The sequence below is a fragment of the Methylobacterium aquaticum genome (genome assembly GCF_001043915.1).
Lineage (GTDB): Bacteria > Pseudomonadota > Alphaproteobacteria > Rhizobiales > Beijerinckiaceae > Methylobacterium > Methylobacterium aquaticum.
Window position 1 is genome coordinate 91,537 of sequence record NZ_LABX01000081.1, and the last position, 13,739, is coordinate 105,275.

Consider the following 13,739-nt stretch of genomic DNA (forward strand, 5'->3'; position numbering starts at 1 on the left):
CTATCAGTAGATCGCCGGCTCGGGCACCGGGGCGCCGTACTCGGTGCGCAGGAAGTCGAAGTCGCAGCCCTCGTCCGCCTGCTGGATGTGGCGCGAGAACATCACGCCGTAGCCGCGCTCGTAGCGGGGCGCCGGCGGGGTCCAGGCGGCGCGGCGGCGCTCCAGCTCGTCGTCGGACACCTCCATGCGGATCGCCCTCGCCTCGACGTCGACGCTGACGATGTCGCCGGTGCGGAGCAAAGCCAGCGGCCCGCCGATGAAGGATTCCGGCGCGACATGGAGCACGCAGGCGCCGTAGCTGGTGCCGCTCATCCGGGCATCCGACAGGCGCAGCATGTCGCGATGCCCCTCTTTCAGCAGCTTCTTCGGCATCGGCAGCATGCCCCATTCGGGCATCCCCGGCCCGCCCTGCGGTCCGGCATTGCGCAGGACCAGGACGTGGTCGGCGGTGACATCGAGAGTCTCGTCGTCGATCGCCGCCTTGAGCGACGGGTAGTCGTCGAAGACCAGCGCCGGGCCGGAATGCTTGAGGAAGCGCTGGTCCATCGCCGCCGGCTTGATGACGCAGCCGCTCGGCGCGAGGTTTCCTTTCAGCACCGCCAGCGAGCCCTGGCCGTAGACCGGGTTCGAGAGCGGCCGGATCACGTCGGCATTGTAGACCTTGGCGCCTTCGATCGCCGCGCCGAGCGTCTGCCCGCTGACCGTCAGGCAATCGAGGTTCAGGTGCTCGCGGATCTCGTTCATCAGCGCCCGGATGCCGCCGGCGTAGAAGAAATCCTCCATCAGGTAGGCGTTGCCGCTCGGGCGCACGTTGCCGATCACCGGGACGCGGCGGCTGAACCGCTCGAAATCGTCGAGGCCGATGGCGTGGCCGGCCCGGCGCGCCATCGCGATCAGGTGGATGATGGCGTTGGTCGAGCAGCCCATCGCCATGGCGACCGCGATGGCGTTCTCGTAGGCCGCGCGGGTCTGGATCCGTTGCGGCGTCAGGTCCTCCCACACCATGTCGACGATGCGCCGGCCGGATTCCGAGCACAGCCGGATATGGCCGGCATCCGCCGCCGGGATCGACGAGCCGCCGGGCAGCACCATGCCGACCGCTTCGGCGATCGCCGTCATGGTCGAGGCGGTGCCCATGGTCATGCAGGTGCCGTAGGAGCGGGCGATGCCGCCCTCGATCCCGAGCCAGTCCTGGTCGGTGATCCTGCCGGCGCGCAATTCGTCCCAATACTTCCAGCTATCGGAGCCCGAGCCCAGCACCTTGCCCTGCCAGTTGCCGCGCAGCATCGGCCCCGCGGGAATGTAGATCGCCGGCAGGTTCATGCTGGTGGCGCCGAGCAGCAGACCGGGCGTGGACTTGTCGCAGCCGCCCATCAGCACCGCGCCGTCGACCGGATGGGAGCGCAGCAGCTCCTCGGTCTCCATCGCCAGCATGTTGCGGTAGAGCATGGTGGTCGGCTTGACGAAGCTCTCGGAGACCGAGATCGCCGGCAGCTCGACCGGAAAGCCGCCCGCCATCAGGATGCCGCGCTTCACGTCGTCGACGCGATGCTTGAAGTGCGCGTGGCAGGGCTGGAGGTCGGACCAGGTGTTGACGATCGCGATGACGGGTTTGCCGGTCCATTCCTCGGGGGCGTAGCCCATCTGCATCGCCCGCGAGCGATGCCCGAAGGACCGCAGGTCCGCCGGACCGAACCAGCGGGCGGAGCGCAAGGAAGCGGGGTCGCGGCGCCGGACCTGCGGCCCATCGGGAATCGCGCCGGGCTCGAGTTCGGACGGAGGGAGCGGGTCGCGGGCCATTTTTTCCAGGCTCCTGTTGGTGTTCGACGTGTCGTGGCGGGCCGCTCTGAACCGTCCCCCGGTGCGGGGAAGGGCTGGCGTCAGTGCTGCAAGCCCCATTTCTGCACCGTCCGCCGCTCCAGCGTGCGGAAGATCAGGTTCTCGACCACGAGGCCGATGATGATGACGGTCAGCAGGCCGGCGAAGACGGCGGGAATGTCGAGGAGGTTGCGGTTCTCGAATATGAACCAGCCGAGGCCCCCCGCCCCCGACGACACGCCGAAGACCAGCTCGGCGGCGATCAGCGTGCGCCAGGCGAAGGCCCAGCCGATCTTGAGGCCGGTGAGGATGCTCGGGAACGCCGCCGGGATCAGGATCTTGGTGACGTAGGGCAGACCCTTGAGGCCGTAGTTGCGCCCGACCATCCGCAGTGTGTTCGAGACGCCGCGAAAGCCTGAATGGGTATTGAGCGCCACGGCCCACAACACCGAATGGACCAGCACGAAGACCAGGCTGCCGTTGCCGAGCCCGAACCAGATCAGCGCCAGCGGCAGGAGCGCGATGGCCGGCAGCGGGTTGAACATCGCCGTCATCGTCTCGAGGAAGTCGGTGCCGATGCGGGTCGAGATCGCCAGCATGGTGAGCGCGGCCGCGAGCAGGATGCCGGCGGCGTAGCCCATCAGCAGCACCTTGATCGACGAGAGCGCCCGGTTCGGAATCGTGCCGTCGAGGGTCTGCTGCCACAGCGTCGTGACGGTGTCGGAGAAGGTCGGGAAGAGCAGCGGGTTGTCGAGGACGCGCGCGTAGATCTCCCAGACCAGCGCCAGCACGACGATGATCACCGTCTTGCGGACGAACCCGCTGTTCCAGAGGATCTCGGCGGTGCCGAGCTGGCGCTCGACCGCGCCGTCGGCGGCGGGCGCCGCCTCGCTCAGGATGATGCGGGCCGGCATGGTCGTGCTGATGGGGGTGCTCATGGCTTGCCTCTCGGGCGCGACGGTCGATCAGTGATGGGCGGGCGCGTCGGCGAACAGCAGGTCGTGGATCTGCTGTTCGAGCTGGCCGGCGCTGCCGTCCTGGGCCGACACCTTGTCGACGTCGCGCACCTCGGCCTTGACCCGGCCCGGATGCGGCGAGAGCAGCAGGATGCGGTTGCCGATCTTGATCGCCTCGGCGATCGAGTGGGTGACGAAGAGCACGGTGAACTTCGTCTCCTCCCAGAGTTGCAGGAGTTCGTCCTGGCAGGTGCGCCGGGTCAGCGCGTCGAGGGCCGCGAAGGGCTCGTCCATCAGCAGGATGTCGGGCTCCATCGCCATGCCGCGGGCGATCGCCACGCGCTGCTTCATGCCGCCCGAGAGGGTATGGGGATAGCTGTCGATCGCCCGGGTCAGCCCGACCTTCTCGATATAGGCCCGCGCCCGCTCCTCGGCCTCGCGGCGGGGCATTTTTCGGGCGTTGAGGAGCGGGAAGGTCACGTTCTCCAGAACCGTCTTCCAGGGCAGGAGCTGGTCGAACTCCTGAAACACCATCATCCGGTCGGCGCCGGGCTCCTTGACCACCCGGTCCTTGATGCGGATCTCGCCCTCGCTCGGATGCAGATAGCCGCCCACCGCCTTGAGCAGGGTGGACTTGCCGCAGCCCGACGGCCCGAGCAGCACGAAGCGGTCCGAGGTCTCGACCCGGAAGCTGACGCGCTCGGTCGCGGTGACGAGCACGTTGGGCGTCTTGTAGCGCAGCGTGACGCCGCGGACGTCCAGGAGGGTGGTCATGATGGCGTATCCTCCCGTCAGCTGCCGGAGAGGTCGTGGGCGACCGGCAGGTAGTAGTCGGTCCAGGTCTTCGGGCGGTTGCGCAGGGTGCCGATGCGGCCGAGATGCTCGGCGAAGCGCATCGTGCCCTGCGGCTGGAGGTTGAACTCCATCATGCCGGGCTCCTTGAGATAGCTCAGCAGGTCCTCGACGGAGGTCTTGTCGCCGGTGACCTCGCGGTAGATCTCGACTGCCGCGCGCGTCTCCGACCGGATGAACGCCTGTGCCTCCTCGGAGGCCGCGCGCACCGCCTGGATGATCTTCGGGTTGGCGTCGGCGAACTTGGTGGTGGTGAAGAACTGGCCTTGCGTCAGCGGCCCGCCGATGATGTCGGGCGAGCGGGCGACGATGTGGGCGCCCGGGACAGTGCGCAGCTCCACGTACTGGAAGGGCGGCGCGGCGAAGTGGGTCTTGATCTCGTGGGTGGGGTTGGCGAGCGCGATCGCCGCGTCGGGATGGCCGAGCTGCACCGTGTTGGCGTCGAGCCGGCCGGACTGGTCGGCCCCGTAAGCCTCGCCCGCCGCCATCTGCAACAGAATGGCCTGCGTCGAGACCTTCACGGTCGGCACCGCGACCTTGTCGCCCGGTGCGATGTCCTTGATCGTCCTGATCTTCGGGTCGCGGCTGATGAGCAGCAGCGGCAGCGCCGAGGTGGCGACGATGCCCTTCACCCCGCCCCGCGTCCGGTCCCAGAGCAGCAGCAGGTTGCCGGTACCGGTATTGACGATGTCGACCCCGCCGGCGAGCAGCGCGTCGGTCTGGCTGCCGCCGCCCGTGAAGGTGAGCCACGTCGTCTTCACGCCGGACACGCCGAGCCGGGCGGCGTGCTTCTCGATCAGCCCCTGCTTCTCGATGACGTGGGTCGGCAGGTAGATGATGCCGGGCTGGCGGGTGATCGCGATCTCGCTCTTCTGCTGAGCGTGCCCCGGACCGGACAGGAACAGGCCGGCAGCGAGGAGGCCCGCCGCAAAGGCGCGGCGCGCGGGCGCGTGTGTCATTGAGCGTTCTCCCGAAGCCGCCACGGGCGGCGCAAGCCGGCTTGTTGTCGAGGCGCCGATCCAGCCTCACCACTAAAATGGTAATGCATTAGTATGTCAACCAGCACCCGGTCGTGCTAGGTGTCCCGGGGGCCGCTCCGGCGGCGCCGCGGTCCCTTTCGAGTTCGACCCGCCATGAACGCCGTCTTTGCCGGTGCGCAGCGTCTGCGCGACCGCTCGCGCCACGCCGCGCCGCAGGTCTTCGACCTGATCCGGGAAAAGATCGTCTCGCTCGATCTCGCCCCGGGCACGGTCCTGTCACGGCCCGAACTCCAGGCGAGCTTCGGCCTCAGCGCCACCCCGATCCGCGACGCGCTGCTGCGGCTCCAGGAGGAGGGCCTGGTCGACATCTTCCCGCAATCGGCGACGGTGGTGAGCCGCATCGACCTTGCGGCCGCCCGCCAGGCGCAGTTCCTGCGCCGCGCCGTCGAGCAGGAGGTGGTCCGCACCCTGGCCCTCGCGCCCGACCCGGCCCTGATCGCGCGGCTCGACGCCGTCGTGACCGAACAGGCGGCCTTCGCCGGGCAGGGCGACCTCGCGCGCCTGTCGGCCAGCGACGAGGCGTTCCACCGCACCCTGTGCGAGGCGGCCTCCGTTCCGGACCTCTGGGACCTGATCCGCCGCCGCAGCGGCCATATCGACCGCCTGCGCCGCCTGCACCTGCCGGTGGAGGGCAAGGCGCAGCAGATCGTGGCCGATCACCGGCGGATCGTGGCGGCGTTGCGCGCCGGAACGCCCGAGGCGGCGCAGGAGGCCCTGCGCGAACATCTGTCGAAGTCGATCGCGCTCGGCGACGAGATCCGGGCGCGGTGGCCAGCGTATTTCGCCTGACGCACTCGGTCAGAAGAAGGTCCCTGGGTTGACGCCGAAGCGCTCCGACAGGCGGGCGATCTGGTTCCTGTTCAAGTCGCGCTTGCCGCTCAGCAGTTCCGAGACGACACCTTGGCTGCCGATCTCGGGCAGGTCGCCCTGCTTGAGCCCGTGCTGCTCCATCAGCAGGCGCAGCACCTCGGCCGGTGATGCGTCCGGCGGGGTGACCGTGGTCACCTCGTAATCGGCGATGAACTCACTCAGGAGGCCCAGGAGGGGCGCCAAGGCATGGGCTTCGTCACCTGCGCCGGCGTCGATGAGACCGTTCATGGCGGCGGTCGCTGCCTCGTACTGCACGTCATCGGCGATGGGATGCAGCGGGATCCGCTGGGCGATGACCTGGAAATGATGGGTGAGCGTGGCGATGTCGTCGCGGCTCAACATCAAGGGCTCCATGCATCATACTCCTTATGTGCAAAAACATGCCGCACGAACAGCTTTTGCGTATTAAAATATATCGATGCCACAATCCGATATTTATTTCCGCCAATATCAAATATATGGAAGGCCCCCACTCGATCGGTGGCATTGAAGGTCAATTTCAACTCGGAAAAGTTCGAAAACGCATTGGCCTCGACGATCTTGCGCCAGGCGTGGAGTGGCTTTGTGGCACCCGGATGGATTGCCGCAAACGCCAGAAGGCTCCTATTCGAGATGACGCGCATCGTGTCAGCGCCCTCGGTTCGGAGCATTTGAAATCCCGAACTCGCGACTCCAGCGCGAATCGCTCAGTTGCAAGAAGGGCCAGCCGAGGGACGTGTCGACGGATATCTCATTTTGAGATTCTTTCAAGCCTTACCGCCGCCCCACCACCGTCCGGATGGCGAAGCTCGACTGGATCCGCGCCACCCCCGGCAGGCGCGACAGCACCTCCTTGTGCAGGCGCTCGTAATCGCCGGCATCCGACACCTCGATCCGCATCAGGTAATCGGACAGGCCGGTCATCAGATAGCAGTCGCGCACCTCCGGGCAGCGGCGCACCGCCGCCTCGAAGCGGTTGAGCGATTCCTCCGTCTGCCGCTCCAGAGTGATCTGGGTCAGCACCACGAGATGCGCCTCCCGCTCGTCGGCCTCGATCAGGGCGGTGTAGCCGCGGATGGTGCCGTTCTGTTCGAGCAGCCGCAGGCGGCGCAGGCAGGCCGAGGGCGACAAGCCGACCTTGGCGGCGAGATCGGCGTTGCTGATGCGCCCGTCGTCGCGCAAGACGCGCAGGATCCGCGCGTCGATCTCGTCCCGCCCGGCCACCGCGCAATCTCCTGTCGTTTCGTCGCAGATCCTTGCGCATCATAGCATGATCTCGCACGCCATGCGTCGATCCGGCGAGAAATTCGGCGATCCTTGCGCGACAGTAGGGCTCTCGACAGGGCGCCGGGTCGGGCAGCGACGGACGGCAGGGCGCGGCAGGGATTTTTGGCGATGCGCGTTCTGATCCTCGGCGGCGGCGTGGTTGGCGTCACCTCGGCCTACTATCTCGCCAAGGCCGGCCACGAGGTCACGGTGCTCGACCGCCAGCCGGGCGCCGGCCTCGAGACCAGCTTCGCCAATGCCGGCCAGGTCTCGCCGGGCTATTCGGCGCCGTGGGCCGCGCCGGGCATCCCCGTCAAGGCGATGAAGTGGCTGATGATGCGCCACCGGCCGCTGGTGCTGTGGCCGAGCCTGGAGCCCAAGCTCTACGGCTGGCTCGCCCGGATGCTGGCGAACTGCACCGAGGACGCCTATCGCCGCAACAAGGGACGGATGGTGCGGCTCGCCGAGTACAGCCGCGACGTGCTGCGCGACCTGCGCACCGAGACCGGCATCACCTACGATCACCGCGAGAAGGGCACGCTCCAGCTCTTCCGCACCCAGAAGCAGCTCGACCATGTCGGCGACGACACCGGCGTGCTCGACGAGTACGGCGTTCCCTACGAGGTGCTGGACCCGGCGGGCTGCATCGCGGCCGAGCCGGCCCTGGCCCGGGTCTCGGGCAGCTTCGTGGGGGGCCTGCGCCTGCCGGGCGACGAGACCGGCGACGCGCATCTGTTCACGCAGCGCCTTGCGGCGATCTGCGAGCGCATGGGCGTCACGATCCGCTACAACACCACCGTCACCAGCCTTCGCCAGGAAGGCGGCCGGATCGCCGGCGTGGGGCTGGCCGGCGGCGAGGTGCTGACGGCCGATACGTATGTCGCCGCCATGGGCAGCTACACCCCGATGATGCTCAAGCCGCTCGGCATCGCGCTTCCGGTCTATCCGGTGAAAGGCTATTCCCTGACCCTGCCGGTCACCGATGCCGAAGCCGCCCCGGTCTCGACCGTGATGGACGAGACCTTCAAGGTGGCGATCACCCGGCTCGGCGACCGCATCCGGGTCGGCGGCACGGCGGAACTCGCCGGCTTCAGCCAGGCCCTGCGCGGCCCGCGCCGGGCGACCCTGGAGCGGTCGGTCCTCGATCTCTTCCCGCAAGGCGGCGACGTCTCGCAGGCGACGTTCTGGACGGGCTTGCGCCCGATGACCCCGGACGGCACCCCGATCGTCGGCGCCACGGCCTACGACAACCTCTACACCAATACCGGCCACGGCACGCTCGGCTGGACCATGGCCTGCGGCTCGGGCCGGCTCCTCGCCGACCTGATCGGCGGCCGGGCGCCGGAGATCGCCCACCAGGACCTCGCCGAGTCGCGCTACGCCAAGGCGGCGTGAGCGAGACGGCGTGAGGGCGGCTTCGCCCTCGATCCCGGACCGTCCGTCCGCGATCGCCCCTGGGCCGCAGGGTGGCCCCGGGGCGATCGCGTGAGCGGCGATCCGCGCCGGCCCGGCCTGCCGACGCCCCCGTCAGACCGGCGCGTCGAACCCGTAGAGCTGGGCCGGATTCTCCACCAGCACCCGGTGCCGGTCGGCCTCGTCCGGCACCCACTCGGCCAGGAGGTCGAGGAGATCGCCGACATTCATCATCGGCCCCCAATGCGCGACATGCGGCCAGTCCGAGCCCCAGACGCAGCGCCCGGGCGCCGCCGCGTGGAGAGTGCGGGCGAAGGGCACGGTCTCCGCGAAGGGAGGACCGGCGACGGCGTTGCGGTAGGCGCCCGAGAGCTTGACCCAGGCCCCGTCCCGCACGAGCGAGACCAGGGTGCGGAAGCCCTCGTCCGCGACGCCGCAGGAGGTCGGAAAATGCCCCATATGGTCGATGCAGAACGGCACCGGCAGCCGGGCGAGGCGCCCGGCGAGCGGCGGCAGGGCGCGAGCGTCGATCAGGAATTGCAGGTGCCAGCCCATCTCGCGGCAGAGCGCGCCATACGCCTCCACCGCCTCGAAGCCGACCCCGCCGCCATAGAGCACGTTGAGCCGCAGGCCGACCACGCCGGCCGCCTTCAGCGCCGCCAGTTCCGCCTCGGGCAACCCCAGGGGAATGACCGCGATGCCGCGCAGGCGGTCCGGGTGCGCCCGCAGGGTCTCCAGCATCAGCCGGTTGTCGGTGCCGTGGACGCTGACCTGGATCAGCACGCCGCGGGTCATGCCGGTGGCGTCGAGCATGGCCAGATAGGCGTCCGGCGTGGCTTCCGGCGGCGTGTAGCTGCGCGCCGGCACGAACGGATAGGCCGGCGGCAGCCCGATCACGTGGGCATGGGTGTCGACCGCGCCCGGCGGCACGGTGAAGCGGCTCGGCCCACGGGGATGCGGGGCGGGCCCGGGACAGTCGCGGATCTCAGTCATCGGCATGCAGCACCTTTCCGCGGGTCTCCGGCAGAGCATAGGCCGTGAGGAAGAACACCCCGTAGGCGATGGCGGCGAAGATCGCGATGGCACTCGCCAGGCCCATGCCGGCCGAGAGATAGCCGACGAGAGCCGGGAAGAGCGCGCCGATGCCGCGGCCGAAATTGTAGCAGAAGCCCTGGCCCGAGCCGCGCAGGCGCGTCGGGTAGAGTTCGGTCAGGAAGGCGCCCATGCCCGAGAAGTAGCCCGAGGCGAAGAAGCCGAGGGGAAAGCCCAGCACCCACAGGACCGCGTTCGAGAGCGGGAGCTGCGTATAGACCAGGATCACCGCGACGGCGCCGAGCGAGAAGATCAGGAACAGGGGCCGCCGGCCGAGGCGGTCGGCGAGCCAGGCGCCCGCGAGATAGCCGGCGAAGGACCCGACGATCAGGGCGGCGAGGTAGCCGGTCGAGGAGACGATCGACAGGCCGCGCTCGGTGGTGAGGAAGCGCGGCAGCCAGGTGGTGATGGCGTAGTAGCCGCCCTGGCAGCCCGCCGACATCAGCGAGGCGAGCAGCGTGGTGCGCAGGAGCGGGCCGGAGAAGATCTCCCAGATGGCCGGGCTGTCGCCGGCGGCCCGGGCCTTCGCCCGGGTCTCGGCGGCGACCTTCGGCTCCTCGACGTAGCGGCGCAGGTAGAAGACGAGGAGGGCCGGCGCGGCGCCGATCACGAACATCCAGCGCCAGGCGGTCTCCGGCGGCAGGGCCGAGAACAGGATCGCCTGCGCCAGAACCGCCATGCCCCAGCCGATCGCCCAGCCCGACTGAACCGAGCCGACGGCCCGGCCGCGATACTGCGCCCGGATGGTCTCGCCCATCAGCACCGCGCCCGCGGCCCATTCGCCGCCGAACCCTAAGCCCAGCAGCGCCCGGGCGATCAGAAGCTGCGAGAAATCCTGCGCGAAGGCGCAGACCAGCGAGAAGAACGAGAACCACAGGATGGTGATCTGGAGCGTCAGTACCCGGCCGATCCGGTCGGCGAGGTAGCCGGCAAGCCAGCCGCCGAGCGCCGAGGCGAGCAGCGTCACGGTGGCGGCGAGCCCGGCGGTGCCGGCATCGACGCTCCACAGCGTGATGATCGTGCCGATCACCAGCGGGTAGATCATGAAGTCCATGCCGTCGAGGGCCCAGCCGGCGGCGCAGGCCCAGAAGGTGTGACGCTCGGGCGGGGTCATGTCGCGGTAGAAGGCGGTGAGGCTGGCATCCTCCACCGCGACCGCATCGCTGGCAGGCGTGGGCATCGTGACGTCGCTCCCTCGGATCGATCGGCGATCTCGGGCCCCGTCGAGACCGGTCTCGCGGGCCCTGCCGGGAGCAAGCACGATTTCTCGGCGCATGCCACGGCGGCGCGGCGAGGCGCACCCGCAAAAGCCGGGTGACGAGATCGTTTCTCGTGGACAGCGATCGGCCCGGCCGCCTCACGCGACGAAGCGGACCCCGATCTCGCAGCCGTGCTGACGCACGACCTCGCAGGACCGTGCCGCCTGTCCGTCGATCTCCAGCAGGATCCGGGTCGGCAGAAGGACCGGCCGGTCGAGGGCGAGCTTCGCGCCGGACTTGGACAGGTTGAGCACGAGGCAGGGCATCGCCTCCACCGGCCCCGCGCCCGGCGGCAGCGCGATCCGGCTCGGCAGCGAGGTCCGCACCCGCTCGTCGGCCCGCCGCTCCTCGAGGCCGACCAGCCACTCGTCGAGGGTGGCGGCGATCTCGGCGACGCTCGCCGCGGTGGTCTGGACGTTGCTGTTGACCTCGCCGGTGGCGCTGCGCTGCTGCTCGCTCGTGGCCGTGGTCTCGGCGATGAAGCCCTGGACGGCATCGACGGCGCCGCGGATCGCGCCCAGGGCGTCCGCGACCTCGCGCGACACGCCCTGCATGGCGCCGATCTCGGACGAGATCCGGGCCGTCGCCGCGCCGGCCTGGCCGGCAAGGCTCTTCACCTCCGCGGCCACCACCGCGAAGCCGCGGCCGGCGGCCCCGGCGCGCGCCGCCTCGATGGTGGCGTTGAGGGCCAGGAGGTTGATCTGCTCGGCAATGGCGGTGATCGCCTCCACCACGCCGTTCATCGCCTGGGCGGCCCGGTCGAGCCGCGCGGTGGCGGCGCCGGCCGCCTCCATCCGCCCCTGGATCTCGTCGACCGCCCGGCGCGATTCCCCCATCCGGGTCGCGATCGACACCGAGGTCCGGTGCATCTCCTCGGCGGCGGCGGAGACCGCCTGGACGCGGGTCAGGGTCTGCTCGGCCGCCGCGATCGCCGTCGCCCGCACAGTCATGCTGTGGGTGACGTCGGTGGCGAACTTGATCACCTTGGACGGGCGCCCGTTGAGGTCGAGGACGGGCGTGTAGGTCGCCTGGATCCAGACCGGCCGGCCGCCCTTGCCGAGCCGCTGGTACACGGCCGATCTGTAGCGCCCGGCACGCAACGACTCCCAGAACTCGGCATAGGACCGGCTCGCCGCCTGGTCGGGGGCGACGAACAGGCGGTGATGGCGCCCGACGATCTCGTCGAGGGCATAGCCCATCGCCGTGAGGAAATGGTCGTTGGCGTCGAGGACGATGCCGTCCATGTCGAACTCGATCACCGCCTGCGAGCGCAGCGCCGCCTGGATCTTGCCGGCGGTGTCCGCCGCGTGCTGCTTGGCGGCGGTGATGTCGGTGGCGTACTTGACGATCCTGAGCGTCCGCCCGGCCGCGTCGAGGATCGGGTTGTAGGTCGCCTGGATCCAGATCTCGACGCCGTCCTTGCCCCGGCGCTTGAACTCGCCCGCCTGGTACTCGCCCCGGGCGAGCCGGGCCCAGAACGCGCGGTAGTCGGCGCTGGCGGCCTCCGCGTCGGTCACGAACAGGCGGTGGTGCCGCCCCGCGATCTCGTCGGCACGGTAGCCCGTCGCCGCCAGGAAATGCGGGTTGGCGTCGAGGATCGTCCCGTCGGGGGAAAAGTGGATCACCGCCTGGGAGCGGTTGATCGCGATGATCTGGCCGGCGGCATCGGCCGCCGCCTGCTTCTCGGCGGTGACGTCAAGGGCGCACTTCACGATTTGGATCGGCCGGCCGAAGACGTCGAGCACCGGATTGTAGCTGGCGCGGATCCAGACCTCGCGCCCGCCCTTGGTCACGCGCCGGTACTCGGCGGTCTGGAACTCGCCCCGGCGCAAGCCGGCCCAGAATGCCTCGTAGGCCGGATCCGCCGCCTCGGCCGGATCGACGAACAGGCGGTGGTGGCGCCCGCGGACCTCGTCGAGCGTGTAGCCCATCAAGGTGAGGAAAGTCTCGTTCGCCTCGATCAGCCGGCCGTCGAGGCCGAAGGTCACGGTCGCCTGCGACCGCTCGATAGCGTCGAGCTTGGCGGCTTTGCGAGATCGACGCGCTGACGGAAACATCGTTTGTCCCAGACAATCGTGGGCATTTTTCCTGTTGGACCACGCCGTTCTTAACGCCACGTAACATTTGATGCTCTCGAGCCAAAACGCCGCACGCAGCGTCGCCTCAGGGCCGGGCGAGCATCGCGCGGATGCGCAGGGCCAGGGCCTCGACCACAAAGGGCTTGGTCAGCACCTGCATGCCGGGCTCGAACTGCCCGATGCCGAGCGCCGCATTCTCCGCATAGCCGGTGATGAACAGCACTTTCAGGCCCGGCCGCCGGGCGCGGCCGGCATCGGCCATCTGGCGTCCGTTCATGCCGCCCGGCAGGCCGACATCGGTGACGACGAGGTCGATGCGCGCGTCCGACTGCAAGACCGTCAGGCCGGCCGCGCCGTCGGCCGCCTCGATCGCCGTGTAGCCGAGATCTTCCAGCACCTCGGCCACCAGCATCCGCACGGTCGGCTCGTCGTCGACCACCAGCACGGTCTCGCCCTGCTCGGCCCGGGGCGCGTCCGCGAGGGTGGCGTGCGCGGGATCCGCCTCGGAGGCGCCGTGATGGCGCGGCAGGACGAGGCGGACGGTGGTCCCGTGCCCGACCTCCGAGGCGATCCGCACCTGTCCGCCGGATTGCTGGGTGAAGCCGTAGATCATCGACAGGCCCAAGCCCGTGCCCTGGCCGATCGGCTTCGTCGTGAAGAACGGCTCGAACACCCGGGCGATCACCTCGGGCGCCATCCCGGTCCCGGTATCGGTCACGGCGAGCGACAGGTAGTCGCCGGGTGGAAGGTCGTCTGCGCGCGCCGCCGCCACGTCGAGGCGCAGGTTCGCGGTCTCGATGGCGATGCGCCCGCCATCCGGCATCGCGTCGCGGGCATTGAGGCAGAGATTGAGCAGGGCGTTCTCGAGCTGCGGCGGGTCGACGAGGACGGTCCAGAGATCGGGAGCGCCGTCGACCGCGATCTCGATCGCCGGGCCGACGGTGCGCCGGATCAGTTCCTCCATCCCGGCCACCAGGTGGTTGACGTCGGTGGGGCGCGGGTCGAGCGTCTGGCGGCGCGAGAAGGCCAGCAGCCGGTGGGTCAGTGCCGCAGCGCGCCGCGCCGCCCCCTGCCCCGCCACCCCATAGCCCCCCACATCCTCGAACCGGCCCTGGC

The 13,739-nt window shown here is 69.5% G+C and carries 13 protein-coding genes; 2 read left to right on the forward strand and 11 right to left on the reverse strand.

Features of this window, described 5'->3' with window-relative positions:
- Positions 1 to 3 precede the first annotated feature (3 nt).
- The 4 genes from araD to VP06_RS11490 form a co-directional block, all read right to left on the reverse strand.
- Positions 4 to 1,800 (reverse strand): L-arabinonate dehydratase, encoded by a 1,797-nt coding sequence (araD, locus tag VP06_RS11475; RefSeq protein ID WP_082167342.1) that lies wholly within the window; start codon positions 1,798 to 1,800, stop codon positions 4 to 6.
- Positions 1,801 to 1,880: 80 nt separating this feature from the next.
- On the reverse strand, positions 1,881 to 2,732 hold the full coding sequence (locus VP06_RS11480; RefSeq protein WP_156295553.1) for an ABC transporter permease: 852 nt from the start codon (positions 2,730 to 2,732) through the stop codon (positions 1,881 to 1,883).
- A 51-nt stretch (positions 2,733 to 2,783) separates the two neighbouring features.
- Positions 2,784 to 3,548: an ABC transporter ATP-binding protein gene (locus VP06_RS11485; RefSeq protein ID WP_048463891.1), complete on the reverse strand. Its 765-nt coding sequence runs from the start codon at positions 3,546 to 3,548 to the stop codon at positions 2,784 to 2,786.
- A 17-nt stretch (positions 3,549 to 3,565) separates the two neighbouring features.
- Positions 3,566 to 4,585, reverse strand: a complete 1,020-nt coding sequence (locus tag VP06_RS11490; RefSeq protein WP_048463892.1) for an ABC transporter substrate-binding protein — start codon at positions 4,583 to 4,585, stop codon at positions 3,566 to 3,568.
- Between the two features lie 174 nt (positions 4,586 to 4,759).
- Here VP06_RS11490 and VP06_RS11495 point away from each other — a divergent pair, with 174 nt between their 5' ends.
- The gene (locus tag VP06_RS11495; RefSeq protein WP_048463893.1) at positions 4,760 to 5,455 is read left to right on the forward strand and encodes a GntR family transcriptional regulator; all 696 of its coding nucleotides are present in this window, start codon (positions 4,760 to 4,762) and stop codon (positions 5,453 to 5,455) included.
- A 9-nt stretch (positions 5,456 to 5,464) separates the two neighbouring features.
- Here VP06_RS11495 and VP06_RS11500 read toward each other — a convergent pair whose 3' ends face one another.
- From VP06_RS11500 to VP06_RS11505, 3 genes are all read right to left on the reverse strand, one after another.
- Entirely contained in the window at positions 5,465 to 5,890 is a 426-nt protein-coding gene (locus VP06_RS11500; protein WP_053081717.1) for a helix-turn-helix domain-containing protein, read from the reverse strand.
- The gene (locus VP06_RS34840; protein ID WP_082167344.1) at positions 5,878 to 6,159 is read right to left on the reverse strand and encodes a type II toxin-antitoxin system HigB family toxin; all 282 of its coding nucleotides are present in this window, start codon (positions 6,157 to 6,159) and stop codon (positions 5,878 to 5,880) included. Before VP06_RS34840 ends, VP06_RS11500 begins: the two co-directional genes overlap by 13 nt.
- Before the next feature lie 130 nt (positions 6,160 to 6,289).
- Positions 6,290 to 6,739 (reverse strand): Lrp/AsnC family transcriptional regulator, encoded by a 450-nt coding sequence (locus VP06_RS11505; protein ID WP_048463894.1) that lies wholly within the window; start codon positions 6,737 to 6,739, stop codon positions 6,290 to 6,292.
- Positions 6,740 to 6,910: 171 nt separating this feature from the next.
- On the opposite strand from VP06_RS11505, the gene VP06_RS11510 reads away from it, so the two are divergent.
- The gene (locus VP06_RS11510; RefSeq protein WP_048463895.1) at positions 6,911 to 8,176 is read left to right on the forward strand and encodes a D-amino acid dehydrogenase; all 1,266 of its coding nucleotides are present in this window, start codon (positions 6,911 to 6,913) and stop codon (positions 8,174 to 8,176) included.
- 132 nt (positions 8,177 to 8,308) lie between these two features.
- Here the strand turns inward: VP06_RS11510 and VP06_RS11515 are convergent, their stop codons facing one another.
- The 4 genes from VP06_RS11515 to VP06_RS11530 form a co-directional block, all read right to left on the reverse strand.
- Positions 8,309 to 9,187, reverse strand: a complete 879-nt coding sequence (locus VP06_RS11515; protein WP_048463914.1) for an amidohydrolase family protein — start codon at positions 9,185 to 9,187, stop codon at positions 8,309 to 8,311.
- Positions 9,180 to 10,466, reverse strand: a complete 1,287-nt coding sequence (locus VP06_RS11520; RefSeq protein ID WP_048463896.1) for an MFS transporter — start codon at positions 10,464 to 10,466, stop codon at positions 9,180 to 9,182. Before VP06_RS11520 ends, VP06_RS11515 begins: the two co-directional genes overlap by 8 nt.
- Positions 10,467 to 10,643: 177 nt before the next feature.
- Positions 10,644 to 12,602, reverse strand: coding sequence for a methyl-accepting chemotaxis protein (locus VP06_RS11525; RefSeq protein ID WP_048463897.1), 1,959 nt, complete (start codon positions 12,600 to 12,602; stop codon positions 10,644 to 10,646).
- A 106-nt stretch (positions 12,603 to 12,708) separates the two neighbouring features.
- Positions 12,709 to 13,739: ATP-binding protein (locus VP06_RS11530; RefSeq protein WP_048463915.1), on the reverse strand; the 1,031-nt coding region annotated here is incomplete at its 5' end.

Coding starts and splice junctions, on each gene's coding strand:
- araD (WP_082167342.1), bottom strand. CDS start 1,800: ATGGCCCGCGACCCGCTCCCTCCGTCCGAACTCGAGCCCGGCGCGATT.
- VP06_RS11480 (WP_156295553.1), bottom strand. CDS start 2,732: ATGCCGGCCCGCATCATCCTGAGCGAGGCGGCGCCCGCCGCCGACGGC.
- VP06_RS11485 (WP_048463891.1), bottom strand. CDS start 3,548: ATGACCACCCTCCTGGACGTCCGCGGCGTCACGCTGCGCTACAAGACG.
- VP06_RS11490 (WP_048463892.1), bottom strand. CDS start 4,585: ATGACACACGCGCCCGCGCGCCGCGCCTTTGCGGCGGGCCTCCTCGCT.
- VP06_RS11495 (WP_048463893.1), top strand. CDS start 4,760: ATGAACGCCGTCTTTGCCGGTGCGCAGCGTCTGCGCGACCGCTCGCGC.
- VP06_RS11500 (WP_053081717.1), bottom strand. CDS start 5,890: ATGGAGCCCTTGATGTTGAGCCGCGACGACATCGCCACGCTCACCCAT.
- VP06_RS34840 (WP_082167344.1), bottom strand. CDS start 6,159: ATGCGCGTCATCTCGAATAGGAGCCTTCTGGCGTTTGCGGCAATCCAT.
- VP06_RS11510 (WP_048463895.1), top strand. CDS start 6,911: ATGCGCGTTCTGATCCTCGGCGGCGGCGTGGTTGGCGTCACCTCGGCC.
- VP06_RS11515 (WP_048463914.1), bottom strand. CDS start 9,187: ATGACTGAGATCCGCGACTGTCCCGGGCCCGCCCCGCATCCCCGTGGG.
- VP06_RS11520 (WP_048463896.1), bottom strand. CDS start 10,466: ATGCCCACGCCTGCCAGCGATGCGGTCGCGGTGGAGGATGCCAGCCTC.
- VP06_RS11525 (WP_048463897.1), bottom strand. CDS start 12,602: ATGTTTCCGTCAGCGCGTCGATCTCGCAAAGCCGCCAAGCTCGACGCT.